Origin of the sequence: Bacteroides sp. LFL-34 (assembly GCF_027257075.1) — a bacterium.
GTDB lineage: Bacteria > Bacteroidota > Bacteroidia > Bacteroidales > Bacteroidaceae > Bacteroides > Bacteroides ovatus.
In genome coordinates this window covers 44,313-67,327 of record NZ_JAPQKZ010000017.1, presented here as the reverse complement: position 1 = coordinate 67,327, position 23,015 = coordinate 44,313, and the positions used below count along the sequence as shown (strand labels likewise).

25 protein-coding genes and 2 pseudogenes are annotated in these 23,015 nt (G+C 46.2%); 21 read left to right on the top strand and 6 right to left on the bottom strand.

Going from position 1 to position 23,015, the window contains the following annotated elements:
* Positions 1-68 precede the first annotated feature (68 nt).
* The 8 genes and pseudogenes from N5O98_RS12360 (at position 69) to N5O98_RS12325 (ending at position 5,477) form a co-directional block, all read left to right on the top strand.
* Positions 69-686, top strand: a complete 618-nt coding sequence (locus N5O98_RS12360) for an RteC domain-containing protein (RefSeq protein WP_004308105.1) — start codon at positions 69-71, stop codon at positions 684-686.
* 242 nt (positions 687-928) lie between these two features.
* Positions 929-1,273, top strand: a complete 345-nt coding sequence (mobA, locus tag N5O98_RS12355) for a conjugal transfer protein MobA (protein ID WP_224202605.1) — start codon at positions 929-931, stop codon at positions 1,271-1,273.
* A gap of 89 nt (positions 1,274-1,362) precedes the next feature.
* Positions 1,363-2,049, top strand: a complete 687-nt coding sequence (locus N5O98_RS12350; RefSeq protein WP_004308102.1) for a relaxase/mobilization nuclease domain-containing protein — start codon at positions 1,363-1,365, stop codon at positions 2,047-2,049.
* Positions 2,046-2,219: a hypothetical protein gene (locus N5O98_RS12345; protein ID WP_162864683.1), complete on the top strand. Its 174-nt coding sequence runs from the start codon at positions 2,046-2,048 to the stop codon at positions 2,217-2,219. Before N5O98_RS12350 ends, N5O98_RS12345 begins: the two co-directional genes overlap by 4 nt.
* Complete coding sequence (locus N5O98_RS12340) at positions 2,188-2,487, top strand: hypothetical protein (RefSeq protein ID WP_004308101.1); 300 nt, start codon at positions 2,188-2,190, stop codon at positions 2,485-2,487. The genes N5O98_RS12345 and N5O98_RS12340 overlap by 32 nt, the downstream gene beginning before the upstream one ends.
* A 33-nt stretch (positions 2,488-2,520) precedes the next feature.
* Positions 2,521-4,533, top strand: a pseudogene (mobC, locus tag N5O98_RS12335) (conjugal transfer protein MobC).
* Positions 4,534-4,571: 38 nt separating this feature from the next.
* A pseudogene (locus tag N5O98_RS12330) lies at positions 4,572-5,315 on the top strand (DNA adenine methylase).
* Positions 5,316-5,477: a hypothetical protein gene (locus N5O98_RS12325; protein ID WP_004308096.1), complete on the top strand. Its 162-nt coding sequence runs from the start codon at positions 5,316-5,318 to the stop codon at positions 5,475-5,477. It abuts the pseudogene before it with no gap.
* Positions 5,478-5,603: 126 nt separating this feature from the next.
* Here N5O98_RS12325 and N5O98_RS12320 read toward each other — a convergent pair whose 3' ends face one another.
* The 4 genes from N5O98_RS12320 to N5O98_RS12305 are packed head-to-tail and all read right to left on the bottom strand — an operon-like array spanning position 5,604 to position 7,179.
* Positions 5,604-6,350 carry a toprim domain-containing protein gene (locus tag N5O98_RS12320; RefSeq protein ID WP_004318633.1) on the bottom strand — a complete coding sequence of 249 codons (747 nt, stop codon included), beginning with the start codon at positions 6,348-6,350 and terminating at the stop codon, positions 5,604-5,606.
* A gap of 45 nt (positions 6,351-6,395) precedes the next feature.
* Positions 6,396-6,554: a hypothetical protein gene (locus tag N5O98_RS12315; RefSeq protein ID WP_004311895.1), complete on the bottom strand. Its 159-nt coding sequence runs from the start codon at positions 6,552-6,554 to the stop codon at positions 6,396-6,398.
* 16 nt (positions 6,555-6,570) lie between these two features.
* A complete protein-coding gene (locus N5O98_RS12310; protein WP_008771124.1) occupies positions 6,571-7,023 on the bottom strand; it encodes a M23 family metallopeptidase in 453 nt (150 codons plus the stop codon).
* 24 nt (positions 7,024-7,047) lie between these two features.
* Positions 7,048-7,179 carry a hypothetical protein gene (locus N5O98_RS12305; protein ID WP_004311894.1) on the bottom strand — a complete coding sequence of 44 codons (132 nt, stop codon included), beginning with the start codon at positions 7,177-7,179 and terminating at the stop codon, positions 7,048-7,050.
* A gap of 74 nt (positions 7,180-7,253) precedes the next feature.
* Here N5O98_RS12305 and N5O98_RS12300 point away from each other — a divergent pair, with 74 nt between their 5' ends.
* The 11 genes from N5O98_RS12300 (at position 7,254) to N5O98_RS12250 (ending at position 19,719) form a co-directional block, all read left to right on the top strand.
* Entirely contained in the window at positions 7,254-8,393 is a 1,140-nt protein-coding gene (locus N5O98_RS12300; RefSeq protein ID WP_004318630.1) for a DUF4099 domain-containing protein, read from the top strand.
* Positions 8,394-8,398: 5 nt separating this feature from the next.
* The gene (locus N5O98_RS12295) at positions 8,399-9,823 is read left to right on the top strand and encodes a DUF6047 family protein (protein WP_004311892.1); all 1,425 of its coding nucleotides are present in this window, start codon (positions 8,399-8,401) and stop codon (positions 9,821-9,823) included.
* A gap of 4 nt (positions 9,824-9,827) precedes the next feature.
* The gene (locus N5O98_RS12290) at positions 9,828-10,643 is read left to right on the top strand and encodes a DUF6047 family protein (RefSeq protein ID WP_004311891.1); all 816 of its coding nucleotides are present in this window, start codon (positions 9,828-9,830) and stop codon (positions 10,641-10,643) included.
* Positions 10,644-10,647: 4 nt separating this feature from the next.
* Complete coding sequence (locus N5O98_RS12285) at positions 10,648-12,096, top strand: DUF6047 family protein (RefSeq protein WP_004311890.1); 1,449 nt, start codon at positions 10,648-10,650, stop codon at positions 12,094-12,096.
* A gap of 6 nt (positions 12,097-12,102) precedes the next feature.
* Entirely contained in the window at positions 12,103-12,414 is a 312-nt protein-coding gene (locus N5O98_RS12280; RefSeq protein WP_004311889.1) for a hypothetical protein, read from the top strand.
* A 29-nt stretch (positions 12,415-12,443) separates the two neighbouring features.
* The gene (locus tag N5O98_RS12275; RefSeq protein WP_004311888.1) at positions 12,444-13,514 is read left to right on the top strand and encodes a DUF6047 family protein; all 1,071 of its coding nucleotides are present in this window, start codon (positions 12,444-12,446) and stop codon (positions 13,512-13,514) included.
* Positions 13,515-13,534: 20 nt separating this feature from the next.
* Positions 13,535-15,301: a DUF6047 family protein gene (locus N5O98_RS12270; protein WP_004311887.1), complete on the top strand. Its 1,767-nt coding sequence runs from the start codon at positions 13,535-13,537 to the stop codon at positions 15,299-15,301.
* Positions 15,302-15,312: 11 nt separating this feature from the next.
* A complete protein-coding gene (locus tag N5O98_RS12265; protein ID WP_004311886.1) occupies positions 15,313-16,515 on the top strand; it encodes a DUF6047 family protein in 1,203 nt (400 codons plus the stop codon).
* Entirely contained in the window at positions 16,515-17,387 is an 873-nt protein-coding gene (locus tag N5O98_RS12260; protein ID WP_004318625.1) for a hypothetical protein, read from the top strand. Before N5O98_RS12265 ends, N5O98_RS12260 begins: the two co-directional genes overlap by 1 nt.
* A gap of 209 nt (positions 17,388-17,596) precedes the next feature.
* Positions 17,597-19,489 (top strand): type IA DNA topoisomerase, encoded by a 1,893-nt coding sequence (locus N5O98_RS12255; protein WP_005680137.1) that lies wholly within the window; start codon positions 17,597-17,599, stop codon positions 19,487-19,489.
* An 11-nt stretch (positions 19,490-19,500) separates the two neighbouring features.
* A complete protein-coding gene (locus N5O98_RS12250) occupies positions 19,501-19,719 on the top strand; it encodes a hypothetical protein (RefSeq protein ID WP_004318621.1) in 219 nt (72 codons plus the stop codon).
* A 34-nt stretch (positions 19,720-19,753) separates the two neighbouring features.
* Here N5O98_RS12250 and N5O98_RS12245 read toward each other — a convergent pair whose 3' ends face one another.
* On the bottom strand, positions 19,754-20,161 hold the full coding sequence (locus N5O98_RS12245) for a deaminase (protein ID WP_004311882.1): 408 nt from the start codon (positions 20,159-20,161) through the stop codon (positions 19,754-19,756).
* Positions 20,162-20,819: 658 nt separating this feature from the next.
* Here N5O98_RS12245 and N5O98_RS12240 point away from each other — a divergent pair.
* Both N5O98_RS12240 and N5O98_RS12235 read left to right on the top strand, forming a co-directional pair.
* On the top strand, positions 20,820-20,987 hold the full coding sequence (locus tag N5O98_RS12240) for a helix-turn-helix domain-containing protein (protein WP_008771129.1): 168 nt from the start codon (positions 20,820-20,822) through the stop codon (positions 20,985-20,987).
* Between the two features lie 5 nt (positions 20,988-20,992).
* Positions 20,993-21,304 (top strand): helix-turn-helix domain-containing protein, encoded by a 312-nt coding sequence (locus N5O98_RS12235; protein WP_004311879.1) that lies wholly within the window; start codon positions 20,993-20,995, stop codon positions 21,302-21,304.
* 65 nt (positions 21,305-21,369) lie between these two features.
* Here N5O98_RS12235 and N5O98_RS12230 read toward each other — a convergent pair whose 3' ends face one another.
* Positions 21,370-22,599 carry a site-specific integrase gene (locus N5O98_RS12230; RefSeq protein ID WP_004311878.1) on the bottom strand — a complete coding sequence of 410 codons (1,230 nt, stop codon included), beginning with the start codon at positions 22,597-22,599 and terminating at the stop codon, positions 21,370-21,372.
* Between the last annotated feature and the right edge of the window lie 416 nt (positions 22,600-23,015).

Here is a 23,015-nt window from a genome sequence, read left to right as displayed (position 1 = left end):
AGCTTTAAACGATAGCAGAGGCATTTCATTTGGCTTACTCCGGTATAAACAAATCAAATGTATGCCGTATGAAACCATTTACAGAATGCCGTATATTCAATTATTTATCTCTGGCTTCAAGCCCAAAACAGACAGTTTCCGATGAAGAATTCTCTTCCTCCTATACCGAATATGAACAATACCTTTACGACCTCGCCATCGAATCGGTTTCCGTATCGGAAAGGCTGCGCCATCTGCTTCACAGCAAGGTAGAACTGATTTCCCTAAAGAAGTTATTCACCCGAACAGGACATTTCCACACGGCAGTAGCCGAATTCTATCTGGACAAATGCCTCCTGCTGGTGGAGGCGGAAATAGAGCTGGTCAATTTTGGTGTACAGTACCCCGGAACCATCACGACACCTTCCTCGTTTCTTTCATCGCTCCATTGGAAAGGTTCGCTGGTCAACCTGATGGAACTGATCTCCTCGCTGGATTACAGCGGGCTGATTACGGACGAAAGCGGCAAACGCCTCTCTTTCGCCGGTATCGTTTCCGCTTTTGAGAAACTCTTCAATGTTGCCATTCCCAAACCATATGACCTGCGTGCCGACCTTGCCCGGCGCAAAAAGAACTATTCCGTCCTGCTGCCCAAACTAAAGGAAACCTTTGAAAAGAACATCGCGGCTTGCGGAAACGGGAAGTGAACAGGGGTATTTTTACCCCCTGTCACAAATAGTCATCTCTTGTCATTTGTAGTCACTTTCCGATTTTAGGTTCGTATCAAAATTATCACTTATTTTGCTGCCGGATAAATAAAACCTGAAAAGATATGGCTAAAATCAATAGTACACGCAAACCCGGACGGGCTGACACTTCGAGCAAATGAAGAGGCGGACGGAATCCCAAAGAGGAATCAGAACTTCATTCTTATTATTACGGATTCCGTCTGGACGAACTCCAGAACATCGAGTTTGAGAGGCTCTTTGAGAATTCGGGAGCTAATAATAAATCCCAGTTCATCCTTGCCGCCCTTTTCGACAAACCGATGAAAGTCGTGAAAATAGATAAGGCGGCAACGGACTACTACATCAAGCTGACCAACCTGCAGAGCGAATACCGCCGGATCGGAGTAAACTATAACCAGGCAGTCAAAGCTCTGCATACCGGACTATCCGAAAAGAAGGCTCTTGCCATGCTCTATAAATTGGAGCAACTGACTATTGAACTAATATCTCTCAACCGGGAGATTATCCGTCTCACCCAAGAATTTGAACAATGGTTGCAAAAATAACATCAGGAGCCTCCGTTTACGGGGCATTATACTACAATCAAGAAAAAGTGGACAAGCAGCAGGCACGGCCACTGGCATGAAACCGGATCATGGAACCGGCAGACGGTCATCCGACCATCCAGCACTGCATCCGTTCCTTCGAACCGTATCTGGCGGCTAACCGCCGGACTGAGAAGCCCGTTATCCACATTTCATTAAATCCACACCCGGACGATGTGCTGACCGATGAACAGTTGACCGCTATCGGCCAGGAATACATGGAAAAAATGGGATATGGCAACCAACCCTATATCATCTACCGGCATGAGGATATCGGCAGGCCCCACATCCATATCGTCTCCCTGCGTATTGACGAGCAGGGAAAGAAAATTAAAGATTACAAAGAATGGCAACGCTCGACCGCTGTTTGCCGGGAGCTGGAGAGGAAATACCATCTGTTACCCGCCGAGAAGATGGAGCGACGGGAATCCCTGCCGCTGACTGCCGTCGATTACCGGAAGGGGGATATCAAGCATCAGATAGCCAATGTGGTCAAGCCCGTCATGCAGGGATACAAGTTCCAATCCGTCAAGGAGTTTAAAGCCCTGCTTGGCCTTTTCCATGTAACGGTGGAAGAGGCCCACAAGACGATAAAGGGAAAGACCTATCATGGACTGGTCTATGCGGCTACCGATGAAAAAGGAGAACGGACCGGCGTAGCCATCAAATCCAGCAAGATCGGTAAAAGCGTAGGCTACGAGGCACTCCAAAAGAAATTTGTGAAAAGCAAACAATGAATTGCCCGACATCCCGTACCCGTACAGACGAAGGAAGCTATCGCTACCGCCCTGCAAGGACAGCCCACCCGTCAGGGATTCCTGCAGGAACTTTCTGGAAAAGGCATTGCCGCCATACTCTGGCAGAACGATTCCGGTGTGATCTATGGCGTGACCTACATCGACCATAACTCAAAGACCGTATTCAAGGGCTCGCTTCTGGGCAAAGAATATTCGGCATCGGTTATAAACCGGAAGTACGGCACGATCCCACCGGAAAAGACTGAAGAAGCCCCTGTTATCCATCCGTCCGAACCGGAAATGAAAGAGACGGAGCTGGTGGAAGGACTGCTTGATATATTCTCTTTGGAATCCTATCCGTATCCGGCAGACGACCTGACGCAAAGCCCTTACGGGAAAAAGAAAAAGAGAAAACGCAGAGGTCCGCATCTGGGCTAATAAAATGTATCACCATTAATTATCATACCGCTTATGTCACAAGACGAAACCAGAGGGCTCAATAAGAACCTTGACTTCATGAGGGCCATCAGCATCCTATTTTTAGTGATGAATGTCTATTATTTCTGCTATCCCTATTTTCTTTCCATGAACCTGAACATCGGTGTCGTGGACAAGATACTGCTCAATTTCCAGCGGGATACCGGGCTGTTTTCCCATTCGCTGGTGAGCAAGTCCTTCAGTCTGCTCTTCCTTTTCTTCTCCTGCATGGGAGCGAAAGGACGGAAGGACGTGGAGATGTCATGAAGGAGTATCGGCTGTTACCTTATAGCCGGGATGCTGCTCTTTTTTGGTAGCGAGCTCTTACTGACGGCACGCTTCCCCGTCGCGCTTCTAACCTTATTATATGTAGCTACCGTAGCTGCCGGATATATCAGCCTGCTTACCGCCGGAACCTGGATCAGCCGCCTGTTGAAGAACCAACTCATGGATGACGTCTTTAACGACGAGAACGAGAGCTTCATGCAGGAGCGCAGGTTGATTGCCAATGAATACTCGGTAAACCTGCCCACCCGTTTCCGTTACCAACGAAAGACCTATTCAGGCTGGATAAACGTGATTAATCCCTTCCGCGCCTCATTGATATTAGGCACGCCGGGATCAGGAAAGAGTTATGCCATCATCAATAACTATATCCGCCAGCAGATAGAGAAAGGATTCGCCGCCTATATCTATGATTTTAAGTATCCGGATTTAAGCATAATTGCTTATAACCAGCTGCTTAAAAACAAGGATAAGTATGCCAAGCCGGTCGGATTTTATGTGATTAATTTCGATGATCCCAGATACAGCCACCGGTGCAATCCCCTCAATCCTTCGTTTCTATCCGATATCGCGGATGCATACGAATCAGCGTATGTAATCATGTTAAATTTGAACAAGAGTTGGATTCAAAAGCAGGGAGATTTCTTTGTAGAAAGCCCGATTGTGCTATTTGCGGCGGTGATCTGGTATCTTAAAATCTATGAAAACGGGAAATTCTGCACCTTCCCACATGCCATAGAGCTATTGAATAAACCGTATTCCGACCTGTTCACCATACTGACCTCTTACCGGGAGCTGGAGAATTACCTGTCACCTTTTATGGATGCATGGAAAGGTGGTGCGATGGAGCAGCTCCAAGGGCAGATAGCTTCCGCCAAAATTCCGCTATCAAGGCTGATCTCACCTGCCTTATATTGGATTATGACCGGAGATGACTTCACGCTGGATATCAATAATCCGGAGGAACCCAAAGTTTTGTGCGTCGGCAATAACCCTGACAGACAGAATATTTACTCATGTGCGTTAGGATTGTATAATGCCCGTATCGTTAAAATGGTCAACCGAAAAGGCAGGCTCAAATGCTCTATTCTAGTGGATGAGGTTCCCACACTTTACTTTAAAGGACTTGACACCCTGATCGCTACCGCCCGTAGCAACAAAGTGGCAGTATGTCTGGGAGCACAGGATTTCAGCCAGTTAATACGTGACTACGGTGATAAGGAGGCGCGGGTGATCCAGAACACAATTGGAAATATCTTTTCCGGGCAAGTGGTCGGAGAAACAGCGAAAAACCTTTCTGAAAGGTTTGGGAAAGTGCTCCAACAGCGCAAATCCATTAATATGACCCGTGAAGACACCTCAACCAATATCAGTACCCAGCTCGACTCGCTGATACCTGCCTCCAAAATCTCCAACCTCTCGCAAGGAGAGTTTGTCGGCAGTGTCTGCGACAACTTCGGGGAGAAGATAGAACAGAAGATATTCCATTGCGAGATCGTGGTGGACAATGAACGGGTAGCCGCCGAAACAAAAGCCTACAAGCCTATCCCCGTCATAACCGACTTTACCGGTGCGGATGGTAAGGACCACATGCAAGAGGAAATCGAAAGGAACTACTATCAAATCAAGGAAGACGTGACGCAAATCATCGAAAAAGAGCTGCTTCGCATCCAAAATGATCCCAACTTGAAACACCTGCTGGAAACGGCAGACGATGAATAATCCCTATTTAATTTATTAATCATTTAAATGTTGTAAACATGGAAAAAAAGAAAAGTTCTCCGGCCAACCTGCCGGGAAAACCCTGCTTCCCCTGGGTGGGAGGTAAAAGAAGACTGCTTCCCGTACTTATCGAATCCCTTCCGAAAGACTTCGGACAGATGGATACCTATGTAGAACCGTTTGTCGGTGGCGGCGCCCTCTTCTTCTGAATAAGACAAGCCTATCCGGAAATCCGTTGCGTCATCAACGACTCCAACGAGGCTCTGATCAATGTCTACCGCGTCATCAAGGAATCCCCGGAGCAGCTTATTAAAGTGCTTGCCCGGATACAGGACGAATACATCGCGCTGGAGGAACATACCCGAAGAAGGGTCTACTTCATGGAGAAACGTACCTACTACAATGAAGGAAACCCGAATAACATCACCCGTGCCGCCCTGTTTATCTTCTTCATGCGTACCTGTTATAACGGCATCTACTCCGTGAACCATAGCGGAAAGCTGTCCGTCACTTTTGGTGCCGGGGGACGGGTAAAACTGTTGGAAGAGGAACTGATCCGCTTTAACCACAAGCTGCTGCAAGATGTTGTGATTCTGGACGGTGACTACCGGCAGACCGCAGAATACACCGGAGCCAACTCCCTATTTTATTTTGACCCGCCTTATAAGCCGGTCAATGAGGGTAACTCCTGCACCTCCTACATGCCACAGGACTTCGGAGATGAAGAGCAGATCAACCTGGCAAATTTCTGCAAGGGAATAGGTGAAACCGGTGCCAAATGAATGCTTTCCAACTCCGATCCCCGGCAAAAGAACCCTGAGAACACCTTCTTCGACGACCTCTATGCCGGTTTCCATATCCAGCGAATCAGCATCTTCCGTTCCATCTGTTCCATAGCCGAGAAAAGAGAAGCGGTCAATGAATTGCTGATCAGAAATTATTAAGAATAAATATCCGGTGGTAGCCGGGTAGCAATAAAAAGAGAGCCAAATTCCCTCCAGCAGGGATTTGACTCTCTTTTTTATTGCCTGCCTTTCATGCATCAGACAAGGACCAGTATTTTATAATTTTCAACCGGACTGTTTCTTTGCAGGCTTTTCAATCAGCTTCGGGGCTGTTTCGTGCTGATGATCCGTCTTGTTCTCCTGCGCCATCTTCCTGCCCAACAGGTAATCGTTCAAATCGTTATACTCCCGGTAGCAGTCGGACTTGTCCCTGACCGGGCATCCGGCTTGCGCCATCTGCTGAAAAGCCTGCCTTCCGGCGGAATCGTTATCCAGTAGGCAGAGGGCACTCTTATACTCTTTCAAGACAGGGATAGCCTTGCCTACATTGCTGACCGAATTTAAAACGATATAGTCCGGACCGTTTCCTTTAGGCTGTCCGTTACCGGGATGCGTAGCCTTGAGCGTGAGGTATGAGAGATAATCCATAAAGCCTTCAACCACTATGCAACGGTCGCTGCCATTTTTGATATGGGTAATCTCTTTGGGCGATATGCTGCCTTTTAGGTATTTGTTACGGATCTCGTACCCGCCGCTCCGGTTGGCAAAGCCTACGGCAAAATACCATTTTCCCTTGTTCTGAAAATGCACTTCCTTGCATGCTTCCCTTGCGATTTCAGGCAAGATGCCTCTTTCTTTGAGATATCCCAGCAAGACCGGGTTCGTCAGCGGATCAATGCGTACCTGCCGGTAGCCGGTAGCCTGCGGTTCCGCCTGCCGGGGAGAGGCTGCTACCGGACGGAAAGCAGCCGGAAAATGTCCCTCTATCGTTTTAAGCGCATAAGAGATATCCTTCGTCTTTTGAAGCTCCATCGCCAGGGTGATGATGTCCCCTCCCTGTCCGATGCCGAAATCGTATCATAGGTTGCGGGATGCGCTCACCTTGAAAGAAGGTGTCTTCTCCTCACGGAAAGGGGAACAATACCAGATACTGTCCCCTTGTTGTTTTACCGGGTTGAACCCCATACGCCGGAGATAATCCTCCAACTGAATGCTCTTGGCTTCTTCAATGTTCATTGTGTAACGGATTAAATTAATGACTCTTTTTAGAACGGGAATCCTTTAGTATCACCCACTGCAACGGATTCTGCGGCTTCCCGTTTTTTCTCAGTTCAAAATGCAGATGGTTGCCGGTCGCTATGCCGGTATGACCGACATTGCCGATATGCCGACCTATGCGTACATCGCTCCCTTTCCTCACATGCAATTTGCTCAAGTGTGCATACAACGTGGAAAAGCCGCCCGCGTGCCGGATTTCGATGTACCAGCCGTAACTGCTGCTATACCTGGCTTCAACGACTTTCCCGCTTCCTGAAGCATAGACCGGCGTGCCATAGGGTGCGGCAAGATCCACTCCGGCATGGAGTATCCTTTTCTTTTTCACCGGATGCATCCTTATACCGAAACCGGAAGAAACGGCATACCTCCTCCGACTTTCATTCAATGGATACAGAATAGGATAATCGGCCAGTACGGTAACCGGCAACCGGCTGTCTCATATGAAAGACTTTCACTGCCGGGCAGAGTGGATACGGTAGATGACAGCACTGAGTCCGGCTTTATATCCCTTTGACGGGGACTGTGCAAAAGCCGGACATGACAATAAGTGACAGAACATGACAATTAATGACAACTTCCTCATAATCAAACTATTTAATGACAAAGATAGTAATTTTACCCTCGTAAATGATTCATTAATCTTTAAAATTAACGTATATGAACGATGTGAATTTAGCTCCTGAAAACAAGGAAGCAACCCCGGAACACGGGTATTTGATGGCGTATGACAAGAAAGAGCAGAAAGCCAAAGGTGTAAAAGGAATCGCAGCGAACGGAGAGCTGGAAACGCTCGAAGCTAACGAGGCGAACAGGGACCAGTTTATCAAAGTGGACCAACGTGGAAACTTCTTCACCAACTTCGGGAAGAATTTTCTCTACCAGTACAATAATCCCGGTCGTTACTCCCTCTACAACATGCCGAAGGAAACGCTCGTAGAGCAGGCCAAAGAAAAGATCGAAGCGGCGCAGGAACCACAGAACGAAGCAGTCAGAAGGGAACTGGCTTCGACCAGGGTGTATAATAACCATCGCTTCAACGAGCGGGAAGTGAATTGGGAACAGGCCGCCAAATACGGCATTACCCCGGACGGACTGAAGAACGCAAAGGACAGCCTCGAAAGAATGTTGCAGGGAAAGACTTCCGCTATCGCTTTCCGTGTGGCAAAAAATTCCGAGCTGGGGCGTGAAAACGGGGATGCCAAACTCTCCCTGTTCCGCGACGAGAACGGAGCTGTCAAGTTCGACATCCACTACATCCGTCAGGCTCCCAAGATCGGGGAAGACTACAGGGGACATGTCCTGACGGAAGAAGACCTCAAGGCCCTGAACCAGACCGGCAATCTCGGCAAGGCGGTGGATGTAGTCATTGACTACCGTACCAAAGAAACCAAATCCTGCTACCTTTCCAAAGACCCGGTGACCAATGAATTGTTCCATATGCCCGTAGAGCAGGCACGCATTCCGCGTAAGGTGAAAGATTATACGCTTTCTCCGAAAGAATACGATGCTGCCGTGCGCGGTGAGGAAGTACCGATCCGTTTCAAGTCTGATAATGGAAAATTTTATGCCACCTCCATCCAGATGAGTGCCGCCGAGCGAGGGGTGGAATTCCTCTGGGAAAGAAGCACCAAGAAGTTGGAAGAGGCACAGAAACAAGGTCAGGAACAAGACGGAAGCCAGCAGCAGCCCCATGCACCGGTACAAGTAGCCGGAAAACCCCGGAAAAAAGAGGAAGCCTCACAGCAAGCGGAAAAGAAACCGCGTACCCGTAAACCGTCCATCACACCTAAAATGTAAGAAAAATGGCAACCTATATTTCTGATGATCCCAAACTATTGGACGAGCTTTTCAGGAAAGACGGTGAAGGCCAGCTCCTTGTCGGTTATGAAACCGGCAAGGAGAAACCCCATGCAGAATCCTCCTATATGCTTTATCCTGCCAATCCCGACAGGCAAGACCCTGTCTATACGTTTATGGCCTTGTTCAGCCAACAATCGATAAAAGCCAAATACTCCGCCTTCGTACCGAATACCCGTCTGGAAATCTATTCATTCCCGAAGATGACGGATGTACCGGCTATCTCCGGAGATATTTCCAAAAAGGAATATATCAATCAGGTATTACTACCCTATATCCGGGAAAAGGGACTGGCTCCTCTAATAAGTACCAATCTGAGAAATGTCCTGTTTGCGCAGTCACGCAGCGATATCCTCATGATATCGGGAGAACTTCCGAAACTGACCACACAGCAGTTGGACGAGCTGGTCCATTTTCATCAGAAGCAGGATGAGCTGGCTGCCAGGTATGATTATAATCCGGTTTACAAATTACCGCTGCATGCTGTGGAAACGTCCAAAGGAATCTTGTTTTTCAGTGATACCAAAATGGGACGGGAGGGATTGAAGAGCTTTTACCAACAGTTATCCGGCAATTATTTCTGGGTTCATGGCGAACCCGGTCCTGTCAGGCAATACAACGTCAACTGCCTGTCCGACGATATCTGTCCTTTGGTGGATGCCTGCTACCGGAAGAATCCCCAAAGCGGAAAAGGGGAATATGATTTTGATAATGCTGTATTCTCAAAAGAGGCTTTCCGTGACAGGAAACAGTGGAAACTGGCGTTTGAAACGGACATGGAGCCGAGCGCTTCTGAATTTCTCCGCCTGAATGAATTTGCCGGATGTCCTGCGAGCCGTAACAATGCGGATATCAGCAAACTGTTGTATCTGATGGAGAACGGATTCAAGCGGGATATAATAAATGATCCCGATTTCGGATACCGGAATGTCTTTCAGGAGTATGTCACCCGGATAGACGACTGTATCAACGGACAGTCCTCGGGGCCAGATTTGTCAGATGTGCTGGATGACATGCGTTGGAAAGCGAAGAATATCCTTCTGACGGATTTCGATGTCCGTGGACACCGTACATTGGAAAGGACACTGAATGACAGGAGCGTCCCGTTTCTCATCAATGGAACCGATGCCGGCGAAGCCATGAGGCAAGCCTTGCTGGAAGGAAAGTGGATCTACTGTCCCCAAATATCCAAGTCAATGCCAGATTTACATTTCCTCCATGCCGAAAAGACATGCAACCGGGTAATGGCATATACCAAATCTCCCGTAAACAAGACCGTGTATCAGGAGAAAAACGGCAAAATCATTCCATATGTACCGGCTTTGAAAAAGGTATCGAAAACGAAAAGGAACAATTCCCTCAAAATGTAATGATATGAAGCAACCTGAACAATCCTATACAGCCATAGAGACAGCCCATGGCTTTGTGTTCTTTACTGATACGACGGAAGGACAGAAAAACAGGCAGGACTTTCTGCAATTTATGGCAGACCATTACTTCGATCCCCATTTCAATCTTGGTCCGGTAAATGTTTACCGGGCAGAAGGAGTCCTAAAGGATGGATCCTATGTCAATCCGGGTGAAGGCCTGTACCCGGAATATGCTTACCTGCAGATGGATAAGACACCGGAAATGGAGCTGGTCTACCGGAATGAGATGAAGCCGACCTGGGAGGATTTCGGTAGTTTCTGCCACAATATGCATTGTACCAGCAGCCATCGCAACCGTAATATCGCTGATATTTTGGAGGAAATAGAAAGCAAGGACCGTAAATTACTGGAGCTTTCCAAACAAGGTACAGCATCGGATATCCGGCAGCAGATAGAAGAAACCGGCCAGGATAAAGCCTTGCTGGACAAACTCCTCAAGCAGTATTACGATGTGCGTGGACACCGGACTGTTGGGAACATCCTCCGCGACCCGATGGAATGTGTCACCGTAGACGGTGTCCGGCTCTTTACCCCTCACCGGCAAGTATTGGCGGCAGGGCACGGACTCTTCCTGCCGGGAGAGGCAAAAAGCAACCCGTCCCATGCCTATGCATGGATAAACGGGGATTTCACCCGGATCGTATTTTCTAAGGATCCTCCTGCGAACAAACAGGTGTTCAAAGTGAAAACAGTCATCGAAAAGGCTTTGAATAAAAAGCAGGACGTGAAAAAGAAAAGAAATACCCACCCTAAATTGTAGAAATATGGACAAGAGAAACCAAATGGAAAATCCTTTTTTCGATCCCGACAAGCCGGGAAGTATTTTTGTCGGTATGGACCGTTACCATCAGTACTCTCCCCACCAGCCCCGAAATGCCCTCACATTCATTCAGAAAGGAGATGCGGACAGCCTGTTCCGCAAATTCCTGATTGACAATATCAAGGAAGCGGAGTGCTGCCCCTATATTCCGGATACGGAACTGCTCCGGTTTGACCTGGCGAACATGAGGCAGGTTCCACCGGTAGATACCCATACCCCTTTCGAGGAATATATCAGCAAGGAACTGCTGCCGTATTTTCAAGAACACTGCATTCCCCCTGCCAAACGCATTTCCCTGCGTGATGCGGTCTATACCTATAAATACAAGAATGAACCGGACGGCGGCATATTGAAGAAGTATCTCATGCAGGAACCCGCATACTTGGAGTTTCGATTACAGCAACAGGAAAAAAGGACATTGTACCGGTGCCAGCCGCGGTACACATTCCCCTTAAAAGTGGTGGAGAATGACTTCGGATACCTTATCTTTTCCGGTAACGAGATCGGCAGGAACGGATTCAGGGAGTGCATCCGGTACATCACGGACCATTACTTCGACCCGCACTACGATACCGGCCATCTGGCCGTCTACGACAGTACGTTCATGGACAAGAACCTGGTTCCTCTCATAGATGCCGCTTACAAGCCGTGCAAACCGATGGAACTGGATTATTCCTTCGATTTTTATCCGGCATCCTATATCGGTCTTGACGAACTGCCCAAAGAATTCATCGACAGTTTAAAACCGGTATGCTACCATTCGATGGAAGCGACAGCCGGGGATTTTATAAAATTCGCCACCGACTGGCATTTCAATAAGGATACGCAGGTTTCCATCAGCCGGGAGAACCATGACATTTACCGGCTGCTGACCGTCATGCGTAACGGTTATATGAATATTCATGAACAACCGTTTACCTATTTCAATGAACTGCTGCCGTATGCCAAGGAATTTGAAAAAGTCACGCAGGTTAAATCTGCCGGCGAATTCGATACGGGAAAGTTCAAGCGGTTGTCTACGGAAATCCGGAAGGCTGCCGATGGAATTTTGAAAAGGGATTTCGATGTGAGAGGGCACCGTTCCCTTGAGAATATGTTGAATGACTCCACCGTTACCTTCACCGTCGGAAGCCGAAAACTGAATGAAGTTCAAAAGACGGCACTGGCTTCGGGATACGCACTGTATCTCCCGGAAAACAACAAGGAGGCGACAAGGCATCTCCTTTTTTGCAAGACCGACTTTGAGCAGGGCAGAATTGAGGGTTCCTCCAAGCCCTTCGGCGTCAGGACATACGTGATAAAGGACGGACTGCTCTGTCCGCTGCCGGAAGAGAAGAATACCGTTAAAAAGACTGAGAATAAGAACAGACATAACAATAACCGTTTAAAATAAAGCGATATGATACCTAAAAGTCAGATGTACCTCGGAGCGCGGATTGTAGAGAACGATCCGGAAGAGGAAACTCCCGTTGTTCCCTATAAAGGAACAGTAACAGCCATTGAAGAAACCGGAAAAGGGGAACTGGATTACTTTGTCTATATCCGGCTGGATGATGAGTCCATGAAACAAAAAAGAATCTCCCTTTGCTGCCCGGACAAGATCATGACCTGTTTTCCATGGACTATAGACCTGGAAGAAAAACAGAAAATGGAGCAGAAAATGAAGAATAAAAAAGTTCCCGACCCGTCGAAACGGCATAGACTATCTTAATCAACCATTCATCTAAACCATAAAATAATATGAGTACATACATTGGTTTCAATTTGAACAGCAACAGGCAGATTGAACATTTCCAGACCATAGAGAATCGTTATGGCATCAATTCAGATGGCGGCAAATTTCTTTTCGGGCAGGCAGAACTGGCCTTGAAAGGCTCCTACATTCCTAAGGAAGAAGTCTATTTAATACCATATCAGGGTGCTGTACAACCGGGGAACATTGAAAGGTTCATCAAGGACATGACCCATAACGGAGGACTGTCTTGTGCAACTCATTTCCCATTGCGGGATATCGCCTTCGTTTACGAGAATACATCTCCTTATGGCATCCATAATGTGGATAGCATCCAGAGAATGCTTCAAAAGGCCAAAGACAATCCCCTGCTGAAAAAACAACTGAACGCTTACCGCGCATTCCATCAAGAAAAGGAAAAAGATATCTACAACAGGGTGATTACTGCAATAAATACGAACCAGGGAGTCCTGATGTTCAATGATACCGGCAGGGGGATACAGTGTGCGCAGAAATACCTGCAGCATATTGGCGATAATTTCTTCTCGCCGGTTTACAGGGATGCGGATAAACTGCAAATATATTATTTCAGCACTTCCAATATCAATCTGATCAAAGAGGCGTCAAAGTGTTCGAACATGTTTGAACATGGCTTAAAAAAGATATACCTTCCCCAAAAGGCTCATTTCCTGGATTCAAATATGATAGCCAACTATACCCCGGCGGTAGAATGCAGCATGGCTCCCTCTTTGGAATGTTATAACCAACTGGCCGAAAAGTTGAATCTGGGCAAGAGCCAGAAGAATTATAACATAGGCGTACTCGACCGGATCTGCAAGACCGGGCAAATCGGGAATTTGGAAAAAGACAGCCGGTTCAACCATCAAAACAGCTTTGTCTCCCTGGATGAACGGATCAGGCTGTCTTATGTGGGGAAGCAGGATGGCACACTGCTGAAAAATGCACTTGAACGGACCATCAAGGATACGGCAAAGAGAATCCTACAGACGGACTATGCGGTACGGGGCTATGAACCGCCCAAACAGGAAAAGAAAAAGAGTAGAAGTATCACCATGTAACTATTTTAAATTTCAATCGTATGCAAAAGCAAGAGATTTCAAACATTATGATTTTCTTTGTTACCCAGGACTTGGAAGGGCAACCCCGACAACTGGAGATGCACCTGATGCCGGAGAAAGAAGTATCGATGATGAATCAACGATTCACCGAATACCTCCAGCGGCAAAGGGAAATGTACAAGCCGTCCCTTGTCCAAAGCCACTTGCCGGATCTTTATCTGTGCCGCTACCAGTTTCCGGCAGGAGTAAGCTACCCGGATATCCGGCTCTTTGACAAGGATAACAGCTTGGTACAAAAATTCATCACCCGGAACGGAGGAAGCATGCAGGGCAATGTCTCATTGCGCGGACTGGAATACCTGCATTCTCACGATGAAGAAAAAAGCCTGCCCATGCTGGTAGCCAGCGGACTTGCCGACCACCTGCTTGTACAGCCGGAAGCCAAACGGTTCGCGCTGGCACAGGATACTCTCCACGACGATCCGTCGGAAACCCTGACCGCCGTGGAAACCGCCAAAGGAGTGCTTCTGTTCGAATATTCCGGCTTTGGAAAGACATGCTGCCATGCCTATATGCAACATCTGGCCGACCGTTTCTTCATTACGGACGAAGAGAAACCGGAGTTTGTCAACCTGTACAAGCTGACCCGTCCGGACGCAGAAGTGGTAAAGGCATTCCAAGCATCTCCCAATGCCTTCTCCTTATATACAAACTCTTTTCTGCCGGAGAAAGCACAATATCTGGATGCGACTATCCTGCGGAATGCCCGGCTGGACAGGAGCCACCGCATAGAACCGACATTCGATGCCTATGACAAGTTTGCTTCCTCCTATAACGTGCTCCCCAGTATTGCCAATGCCCAGATACTCCGGTTACTATCCTTACAGGAAACCGCAGGAATCTATGGGATAGACTATACAACCAGAAGGATTCCGTTCATACACAAGAATTCTTTCAACTCCCAGTTCAATGCGCTGCAGAATATTCCGGCTGAAAATAAAGGCGGACAGGAGAAGGTCAAATCACAGATCCGGGATCAGGCGGCCTATATCCTGAAACGTGATTACGGGCTTATCCCGGACAGCCTGCAAAACAAAGAGATAGACCCCATCATTTCCCTCCAGACTCCCAAAGGAGCCGTCTACCTGCCCGCCACGGATGAAGGAGCCATCTATAAACAGTGTTACCTGCAATATCTGGCTGACCGTTTCTTCACTCCGGAAGTACAGGCTCTGGGACGAATCAGAGAATTCTATATTTCCTGCCCGAACCATAGCACGGAGCATTACATGCAGAAGCATCTGGACCTTTTCCGGTCCAATCCTTTCTACGGGCAGCTGGCGAAAATGCCATTGTATCCGATAGAGCAATCCGAGCTGTTGAAGAAAGGCGGCTATCCCATAGAGCCGACATACCATGCATTCAAACAGTTTACGGAAGATTACCGGCTTTCGGTAACGCCGGAGAATGCCGAGATATTCACCCTGCTCTTTATACGGGAATACGGATTACCGGCTGATTTCAATACTAATGAAAGCTATAAGGAGTTCACCCACAAAGGAAATTTTAAACCGCTGGATCAAGAAATGTCCGAACTGCAATCCAAAAAGGGATATAGTGAAAAGGCATTCTACAATATTCAAAACAGGCAGCAGCAACTCGCGGACAAGATACTTGGCCTGAGATACAGACTGACCTGTCCTCCGTTGCAACTGACCGGACCGGCGGCTTCGGAAAAGAGAAAGACGGCTTCCCGTCAGAACAAGTCACATAATCCCCGCATCTAAAACTGATTATCATGCCTGCATGGATGGAAAAAATAAAAGATACATTCACCGCTAAAGCGGATTTAAAGAGCCTGTTTATTGTGTTACAGCCGGATAATCAAGTCTCGACTGTCATGGTCGTGTCGTATGTTCCGACGGATAAGGACTCTTTTCAGGTATTTATGGATCTGACCGCCCGGATTGCTATGGATCAGAAAACCATACCGGATAACTTATTGCTGCATTTTGAGGGAATACCTGCTAAAGATATTCCTTTCACCAGCGAACTACCGGCGAAAGACAGTGAGAAAGCCCTCAGTTTCATCGCCTCTTACGGAGGCATCACTGAAAACAACTCCGTACCTTTACGGAAAGCGGCTTATTTGAGAGCATGCCAAAGGGAACTGACGGCAGAGAATATCCGGGATCTGGACTACTCACCAGCTTATAAGTGCTTTATTGCACACGAAGATGCGATGGAGAAGATTGCGGCAGGAAAGCAAGCCAAACAGTTCTACACCATAGCTGAAACGGAACAAGGTGTCCGCGTATTCAATGACGGACTTTCCGGGACTATAAAGTTTCGGGATTACCTGCAATCGACAGCGGACAATTTCTACTCAAGCTCTTTGCAGGATGTGGAGTCATTGAATATTTACCGGATAGAAACCGTCTCCCGCCGGATGCTGGAACTCTCCAACGGGAATCAGACCACCATGCCGCAGGCCGGGATGGAAATTCTGGCGAATTACAAGCCGTCCGTCACTTTCGACATGCATCCTACGAGAGAAAATCTCAACCGGTTTGTCACAGCCGGCGCATTGGAACTCTCTATCCGTAACCGGAACATTATGACACTTCAGGACATAGCAGCCAGAGGATACGCCCATTTACCGGCAGACGAATCGTTTGCCTATAAAAAGGATTTCTTGTTTGTGGAGAAAGGTATCCGTGAGATTACCCGGCAAAAGGAATTGTACCGGGATTATCCTTTCCGGCAGAAGATGGATGAATTACAAAATGCTGCCAGGTCATTGGCGCAAACACTGTTAAACAGGGATGGAGTCCGGAAGAACTATCATCGGGTAAGCCCGCCTGTTGTTGTTTCTAAGAAAGGAGAAGCTCAAACAGCCGAAAAACCGCAAGACAAGCCCGGACTGTCCTGTGGCAATGAAAAGAAAAAGGTCAAGACAAAAACCGCTTCCGTTAAAAAGCAGGCGAAGCCCAAATTATAATGCATATGGAACTGATAAATAATACATTCATTCCCGAAAAAGAGATACCACGTAGCCGCAGGGCTGCCGGAAGGAAAGCATTCCTGCAAACTTTCAGAAACCTGTTTACCAGCCGGAATCATTTCAGGAGATTCATGGATACTTACCGTTTCAACACGATCCGCTGGAGCGCGTCCAACCTCCACGAACCCTCATGGGGAAAACGGATCGGATTATTCTTTCGTACCAAAAATCCAATCGCTATCCTCCGGGATGATTACCGGAGCAATCGCAGTAATCTGTTGAATAAATGGGAAACGTCCAGCCTGAACCGTATCCAGATGGAACTGGTCCGAATGGGTAGTATGCCTATTCAGAATAAGGACAGACATACTTTCAAAGCTCTGAACAGCATTGAAAAGAAAATCAAACAACTGCAGGAATATGAAGGATGTCCCGATATGAGCCATGAAAAGCAGCTTCTGGCAACATACAAGTACATTCTTTCTTCTCCTTTTGACCGGAAGTTCGGAGGATTGCCACCCGATGAGATTTGTGGGATGCTTCAGCAGAACGGACTGTCTGAATCAAACCTTCCTTACCAAAATTACGAAGGAATCCTCCAGGGCCGTGAAACAGTCATGTACGAACTGGCAACCGGAAAGAACGGGGAGAAATACCTCCAACCGGCAGATCAGGTGAAACTGAATGCGGGAATGTCAGGAATCTCAATGGATTTAATCAGCCGTTTTCCGGCAAAGGAAATACCCCTGCCGAATCTGACGGAAAGCATACAAGTATCGGAAAAGAAAGAGAAGCTCTCCATTCCCAAAGAACCGAAGAAAAGGGTACGGAAAGAAAAATCAAAGGTCAAGAGTGTAAAAATTAAATAGTCATTCATATTAAAAAAGAAAGTAACATGAAAACAATTTGTATTTGTGAGAAGCCCTCGGTGGCACGCAGCATTGCCCGGGTCCTGGGCGTAACGGAGAAACAGGAAGGATACTTGAGTGGGAACGGATATGCCGTCACATGAACTTACGGCCATCTGTTGGCATTGGCCCTGCCTCAAGACTACGGCATTGTCCATGTGGAAAAGGAGATGCTGCCTATTATTCCCGACCCGTTCAAACTGGTTGTCCGTCAGATTAAAACCGAAGATGGATACAAGGCTGATCCGACGGCTCTGAAACAATTGGAAGTAATCCGTAAACTGTTGGGTCAGGCTGATCAAGTGATATCCTGTACTGATGCAGGGCGGGAAGGAGAGTTAATTATGAGATATGTGCTTGAATATCTGGGATATCATAAGGAAACCAAACGCTTGTGGATATCTTCCATGACAGAAAAATCGATACGGGAAGGATTTGATAGCCTCAAATCAAGTAAGGAGTTTGACAACCTGTACCGTGCCGCTAAAGCCAGGAGAGAATCAGATTGGGTCGTCGGTATGAATGCCAGCCTGTCTTTGAGCATGGCTGCAGGCAAGAGTAACTATTCTCTGGGAAGAGTACAGACACCGGCACTTGGCATGATTTGCCGTCGATATCTGGACAACAGGGATTTTATAGCCAAACCCTATTATCTGCTACAGCTACGGACAACGAAAGCAGGGAAAGAACTCGTCTTAACCTGTACCGGGAAATATGATACACCGGAAAAACTCGATGTGGACCGTAAAAAAGTGTATGAAGAGACGACAGCCAAAGTGGTGCAAGTGGAGAAGAAAGAGGTTCCAGAAGAAGCTCCGCTACTTTATGACCTGACCGCCCTGCAACGAAGTGCCAATACCAAACTCGGACTGACCGCAGAACAGACGCTGAACATTGCTCAAAAATTATATGAAGGAGGCTACATTTCGTATCCCCGTACCGGATGTAGCTATATCACAGAAGACATCTTCGAACAAGTCCCTTCCCTCATCGGCCTGCTTAAGCAACATCCCCGTTTCACATGGCATGCGGAAAACCTCTGTAACCAGCCTTTAAACCGGCACTGTGTGGACGATAGCAAGATGACGGACCATCATGCGTTAATCATTACGGAGAACTATCCCCAGAGGCTTTCCCTTGACGAGCAGAATATCTATTCCATGATCGCGGGACGCATGTTGGAGGCTTTCTCCGGCAAATGCCTGAAAGAAACGGTATCCGTACAAGCGGACTGTAACGGCGTTCTTTTCGGGATAAAAGGAAGCCAAATCAAAGTTCCGGGGTGGAGAGGCATCTATAACGAACCCAGTGAGAAAGAAGAAGGAAGTCTTCTGCCCGAATTTCAGGAAGACGAAATATTGCCCGTGCTCGGTATTGATACATTGGTCAAGAAAACCAAACCGCAGCCCATATTCACTGAGGCAAGCCTGCTTGCTGCGATGGAAGGTTGTGGCAGAACATTGGACGATGAAAAGGAAAAAGAGGCAATGGAGGATTCCGGCTTGGGTACACCGGCTACACGTGCCGGAATCATCGAACTGCTCATTGCCAGACACTACGTGGAAAGAAACGGACGGTCACTGATTCCCACTCCCAAAGGACTGGAAGTATATGATATTGTAAAAGAGAAGATGATCGCCAACGTGAGCATGACCGGAGGGTGGGAATGCGCCTTGCATGAAATCGAAACCGGCAAAGTTTCCACGGAAACATTTACTCAGAGCATCAATTCCTATACCCAACAAATCACCTCGGAACTGCTTGCCCTGAAACTTAACCATCCGGACTTGCCACATTGTAACTGCCCCAAATGCGGAGCAGAAACGATTATCGTCTTTAACAAGGTCGCCAAATGCAGCGATCCCAATTGTGGGTTCCTGTTATTTAGAACGTTCAACGGCAGGGAACTGACGGATAATCAGATGCTCCTGCTGCTATCGGGGAAACGTACCGGATATCTGAAGTTTACCAGCAAGAAAGGAAAGAAGTATGAGGCATCACTCGAGCTGGATGACAATTACAGGATTGAGATGACTTTCAAGGATAATAAACCTAAAAAATAAAGAAGCGACTTATGAAAAAAGAAATGGAAGAGATACCGGATGAACTGAATCCGGACTTAATGCTGAATACGATTGCTTCCGAACTGCTGATCAAGATAGCCAAAGGGGAGATTGATATCCAGAAGCTGGTCAGGAAACAACTCTCGGACAGGGGAATCGATGACCAACGGAACTGGATAGGACCGGACAAGGCAAGAAAATATTGGGAGAAATATAAGATGCCTGTCTAAACCAAGTCAGTCAGGATAAGAAGATAATTGCAGGTTATTCAATCCGTTTGTAGGCCAGCCTGCAAATACCGGATCTGAAACATTTGTTCCCGGTCATTTCCCATGAGGAAGGACCGGGAATTTCTGTAAACAGACGTATGCCGTCCCCTTGGATATACGGTGCGACAAAAAGGATGATTTCATCCACCAACCAGTATCTGAACATGCTGCTTATAACGGAAATTGTATCCGGAGCCGCTTCTATGAAATAAATACCTTCATTTTTCTTTTTCCATTGTGTCAATGAGATGAAAGATACATCCGGCCCGAGAGTCTGTGTAGCACGTTCCCGTATTTTGGTGAGGCCATATTTGTTCGGATTATCCCACAAAGGGGAAGAAACAGTCCTGTCGAAGAGGTATCCGTCAAGAGTAGTGATTGCAAGTAATTGGAGTTTTGCCATAAGTATAATATTTAACCTATAAATATTATTCGGCAGAAGTATTTGAGAAAGCGTGGCCTTACCCAACTCCAAGACGGAGGTTCTGGTAAACCTATGAATAGTAGCTGTGTAAGCCACGCTATGACAAAGCATAGCATAAGCAATACACAAAAAGCCTCTATTCATTGAAATTTACCAGATTTCCGTCTTGAGACATTCTGCGAATGTTATGTCTATATCTAATTGGAAGGCTATTGCCTGCCATTTAAATCTATATTTCGTTCCAAAGATACTCATATTTCTGATTTCTCCGAAGAAATCCATATCATAAAGAAATGTGGCAGGGCAAAAAAGGAAAAAAGATGAAAGAGTTACCATTTGTATAAGGGATGTCGGATTTCACGACTCCCCCGTTAAATAAAAAGTATAAGAAAAGCTACGCTGACAAAAAATGACTATTAATGACTATTAACGACACTGGAAACTAAACGATTGATTTATAGTAATATTCCCTTTATCTTGCACCCAATTTCATTATTCACAATTTAATTTATAAATCATGGAACTGACAATTATCGAAACAAGTGCTTATCAGGACTTGAAGAAACAACTAAGTATGCTGTCCGTGCAAATGATGGACTTTCAAAAGAAAATAGCCCCCGTAACACCGGACAAGTGACTGGATGCGCAGGATGTGTGCCTGGCTCTCAATATTTCCAAAAGGGCACTGCAGACTTACCGGGATAACGGGCTGATTCCTTATTCTAATATCGGTGGAAAATTCTTTTATAAAGAAGTGGACATCCAGCAAATTCTGGAGGAAGGACTAATCAAAAAAAGAAAATAAAGAGTATGGCAGACATTATCACTAAAGATTCGGAAGAGTTCAAGGAACTTACCGGATGGATCAAACGGACAGGAAAAAATCTGGAGGCTGCTGCGGCACGGATACGTCCGACGATTGCAGACGAACATTATCTGAGTGGAGATGAGGTATGCCGGATGCTTCATGTTTCCAAGCGTACATTACAAACACTACGGGATGAAAAGGCAATACCTTATACCTCAATTACCTCTGTCGGGGGTAAACTGCTCTATCCGGAAAGCGGGCTATACGAGGTACTAAAAAAGAACTATAAAGATTTCAGGCGTTACTTGAAATAAGCAACCTGCCTGAATACGAAAAACACCCTTCAACATTTGCTGAAGGGTGTTTTTTCATACTTATTCTAATTGGCCAAGCGATACACGGAACCAATCTTGTCGCACATCCTATCCGTATCTTCCCCAACCTTCGGATTGATCAGTTCAGCATAGACTTGTGTGGAAAGAATCGATTTGTGTCCTAATACTTTTTGCAAAGTTTCTAACGGCATGCCTTTCAATATAGCCAAAACTGCAAAGGTATGTCTCCCGATATGAGGGGTGATATTTACATTACAATCACACTTTTTCCCTAAAACCTTAAAACTACTTTTCATGGTTTCATAATCACCGACGGGGAAAACGCAATCAGGAGAATCTTTCTTTTTGTTATCACCCTTATACTTTTCTACAAGTTCAATTGCTATAGGTAATAATTTCACGACGTATGCTACGCCTGTTTTTATACGGTTTCCCATGAGCCATGTGCCACCATCAGAATCTGTATGGATATTCTTATAAGTAATTGCTTTCAGATCTGCGAAGGCGAGGCCTGTGAAGCACATGAAAAGTAGCATGTCACGCATAGCCTGCTGACGTTTATACCTCAATTCTACATGTATAAGCCTCTGCAGTTCTTCTTCAGAGAGAAATGAACGTCTTTTATATCCCGGCTTACATCCAAAACCCGTGAAGGGATGAACTTTTATTAAACCTTTCTCTTGAGCGATATGCATTAGCCATTTCATGGTATTAACACGTCCGAATGCTGTAGAACTGGCCGAGCCGCATGTGCCCAACATCCAATTATAATAGTCTTCAATAAAATCTTTGTCAAGTTCATCAAGTGCAATGTCCTCAACATTCTTTTTGTCTTTCAAAAAAAGCAATGCGCTCTTATAATCGGCTACTAAACCAAGATAGGTGCTTTTTGCCTTTTCCTTGCCTACTTTCTCCTTGTATGACTCAAGCTGTTCCCTGAAAAGCTCCATAAGGGTGTGGGAATCTTCTTTAAAACCGACATAGCGGCTATAGACTTTCTTGGCTGTGACAAAACTGTCATGATCGCATATGTATTGGTAATGCTTGGCAATTTGGGCTTTGGCATTATCAAGTTCCTGGTTTAACATTCTAGCTTCTTCGGATTTCCCTTTAGCCCTATTAGCTTTGGCGTCCCATAAAGAAATAGACACCTCCTTCTTACAGCTAAAGCAAGCTGTGGTCTTGTTGATGGTAATACGTCCCATTACAGGTACTTTACCATTCTTAATCGATTGATTTTTAGTGTAAAACAACACTCTGAATGTACTTCTCATAACTCAACTTTTTTAGTTACAAATTTAATTACTGTTGAGGTATTTGAAGTTATGAAGAATAATGCAATATATTGAAAACTAATGCCTTATATCCGATTAGTAGGCAAATTGGAAGAGGTAACAGATAAGTAACATAACTCACTCCCAAATATGCTCTATTTAGCTTTATTCACCACATCCGATTAAAACATTAGTTTTATAACTATTTGAATTTTAATAGGTTTGCACTATATTTGCGCATCTTGAAAAAACACTTTGTTTCAAGGCTTGAAACGATTTGTTTCACACCGGGAAACACTTTGTTCCAAGCCTTGAAACTAAAAGTTTCAAGCGGCTGAAACTAATATGTCGTATAGAGACTTGTTCTTTTCTCCTTGTTAATCATTGATTGATCGGGCGGTGATAGGTGATAGATG

Bases quoted from the DNA above. Each gene is read 5' to 3' on its own strand.
- N5O98_RS12300 (WP_004318630.1), top strand. From the start codon at position 7,254: ATGAACGATGTGAATTTAGCTCCTGAAAACAAGGAAGCAACCCCGGAA.
- N5O98_RS12270 (WP_004311887.1), top strand. From the start codon at position 13,535: ATGCAAAAGCAAGAGATTTCAAACATTATGATTTTCTTTGTTACCCAG.
- N5O98_RS12230 (WP_004311878.1), bottom strand. From the start codon at position 22,599: ATGAGAAGTACATTCAGAGTGTTGTTTTACACTAAAAATCAATCGATT.
- N5O98_RS12305 (WP_004311894.1), bottom strand. From the start codon at position 7,179: ATGAGGAAGTTGTCATTAATTGTCATGTTCTGTCACTTATTGTCATGT.
- N5O98_RS12255 (WP_005680137.1), top strand. From the start codon at position 17,597: ATGCTGCCTATTATTCCCGACCCGTTCAAACTGGTTGTCCGTCAGATT.
- N5O98_RS12320 (WP_004318633.1), bottom strand. From the start codon at position 6,350: ATGGAGCTTCAAAAGACGAAGGATATCTCTTATGCGCTTAAAACGATA.
- N5O98_RS12280 (WP_004311889.1), top strand. From the start codon at position 12,103: ATGATACCTAAAAGTCAGATGTACCTCGGAGCGCGGATTGTAGAGAAC.
- N5O98_RS12290 (WP_004311891.1), top strand. From the start codon at position 9,828: ATGAAGCAACCTGAACAATCCTATACAGCCATAGAGACAGCCCATGGC.
- N5O98_RS12275 (WP_004311888.1), top strand. From the start codon at position 12,444: ATGAGTACATACATTGGTTTCAATTTGAACAGCAACAGGCAGATTGAA.
- N5O98_RS12315 (WP_004311895.1), bottom strand. From the start codon at position 6,554: ATGAACATTGAAGAAGCCAAGAGCATTCAGTTGGAGGATTATCTCCGG.
- N5O98_RS12260 (WP_004318625.1), top strand. From the start codon at position 16,515: ATGCATATGGAACTGATAAATAATACATTCATTCCCGAAAAAGAGATA.
- N5O98_RS12325 (WP_004308096.1), top strand. From the start codon at position 5,316: ATGCTTTCCAACTCCGATCCCCGGCAAAAGAACCCTGAGAACACCTTC.
- N5O98_RS12360 (WP_004308105.1), top strand. From the start codon at position 69: ATGAAACCATTTACAGAATGCCGTATATTCAATTATTTATCTCTGGCT.
- N5O98_RS12265 (WP_004311886.1), top strand. From the start codon at position 15,313: ATGCCTGCATGGATGGAAAAAATAAAAGATACATTCACCGCTAAAGCG.
- N5O98_RS12235 (WP_004311879.1), top strand. From the start codon at position 20,993: ATGGCAGACATTATCACTAAAGATTCGGAAGAGTTCAAGGAACTTACC.
- N5O98_RS12285 (WP_004311890.1), top strand. From the start codon at position 10,648: ATGGACAAGAGAAACCAAATGGAAAATCCTTTTTTCGATCCCGACAAG.
- N5O98_RS12245 (WP_004311882.1), bottom strand. From the start codon at position 20,161: ATGGCAAAACTCCAATTACTTGCAATCACTACTCTTGACGGATACCTC.
- N5O98_RS12250 (WP_004318621.1), top strand. From the start codon at position 19,501: ATGAAAAAAGAAATGGAAGAGATACCGGATGAACTGAATCCGGACTTA.
- N5O98_RS12350 (WP_004308102.1), top strand. From the start codon at position 1,363: ATGGAACCGGCAGACGGTCATCCGACCATCCAGCACTGCATCCGTTCC.
- N5O98_RS12345 (WP_162864683.1), top strand. From the start codon at position 2,046: ATGAATTGCCCGACATCCCGTACCCGTACAGACGAAGGAAGCTATCGC.
- N5O98_RS12295 (WP_004311892.1), top strand. From the start codon at position 8,399: ATGGCAACCTATATTTCTGATGATCCCAAACTATTGGACGAGCTTTTC.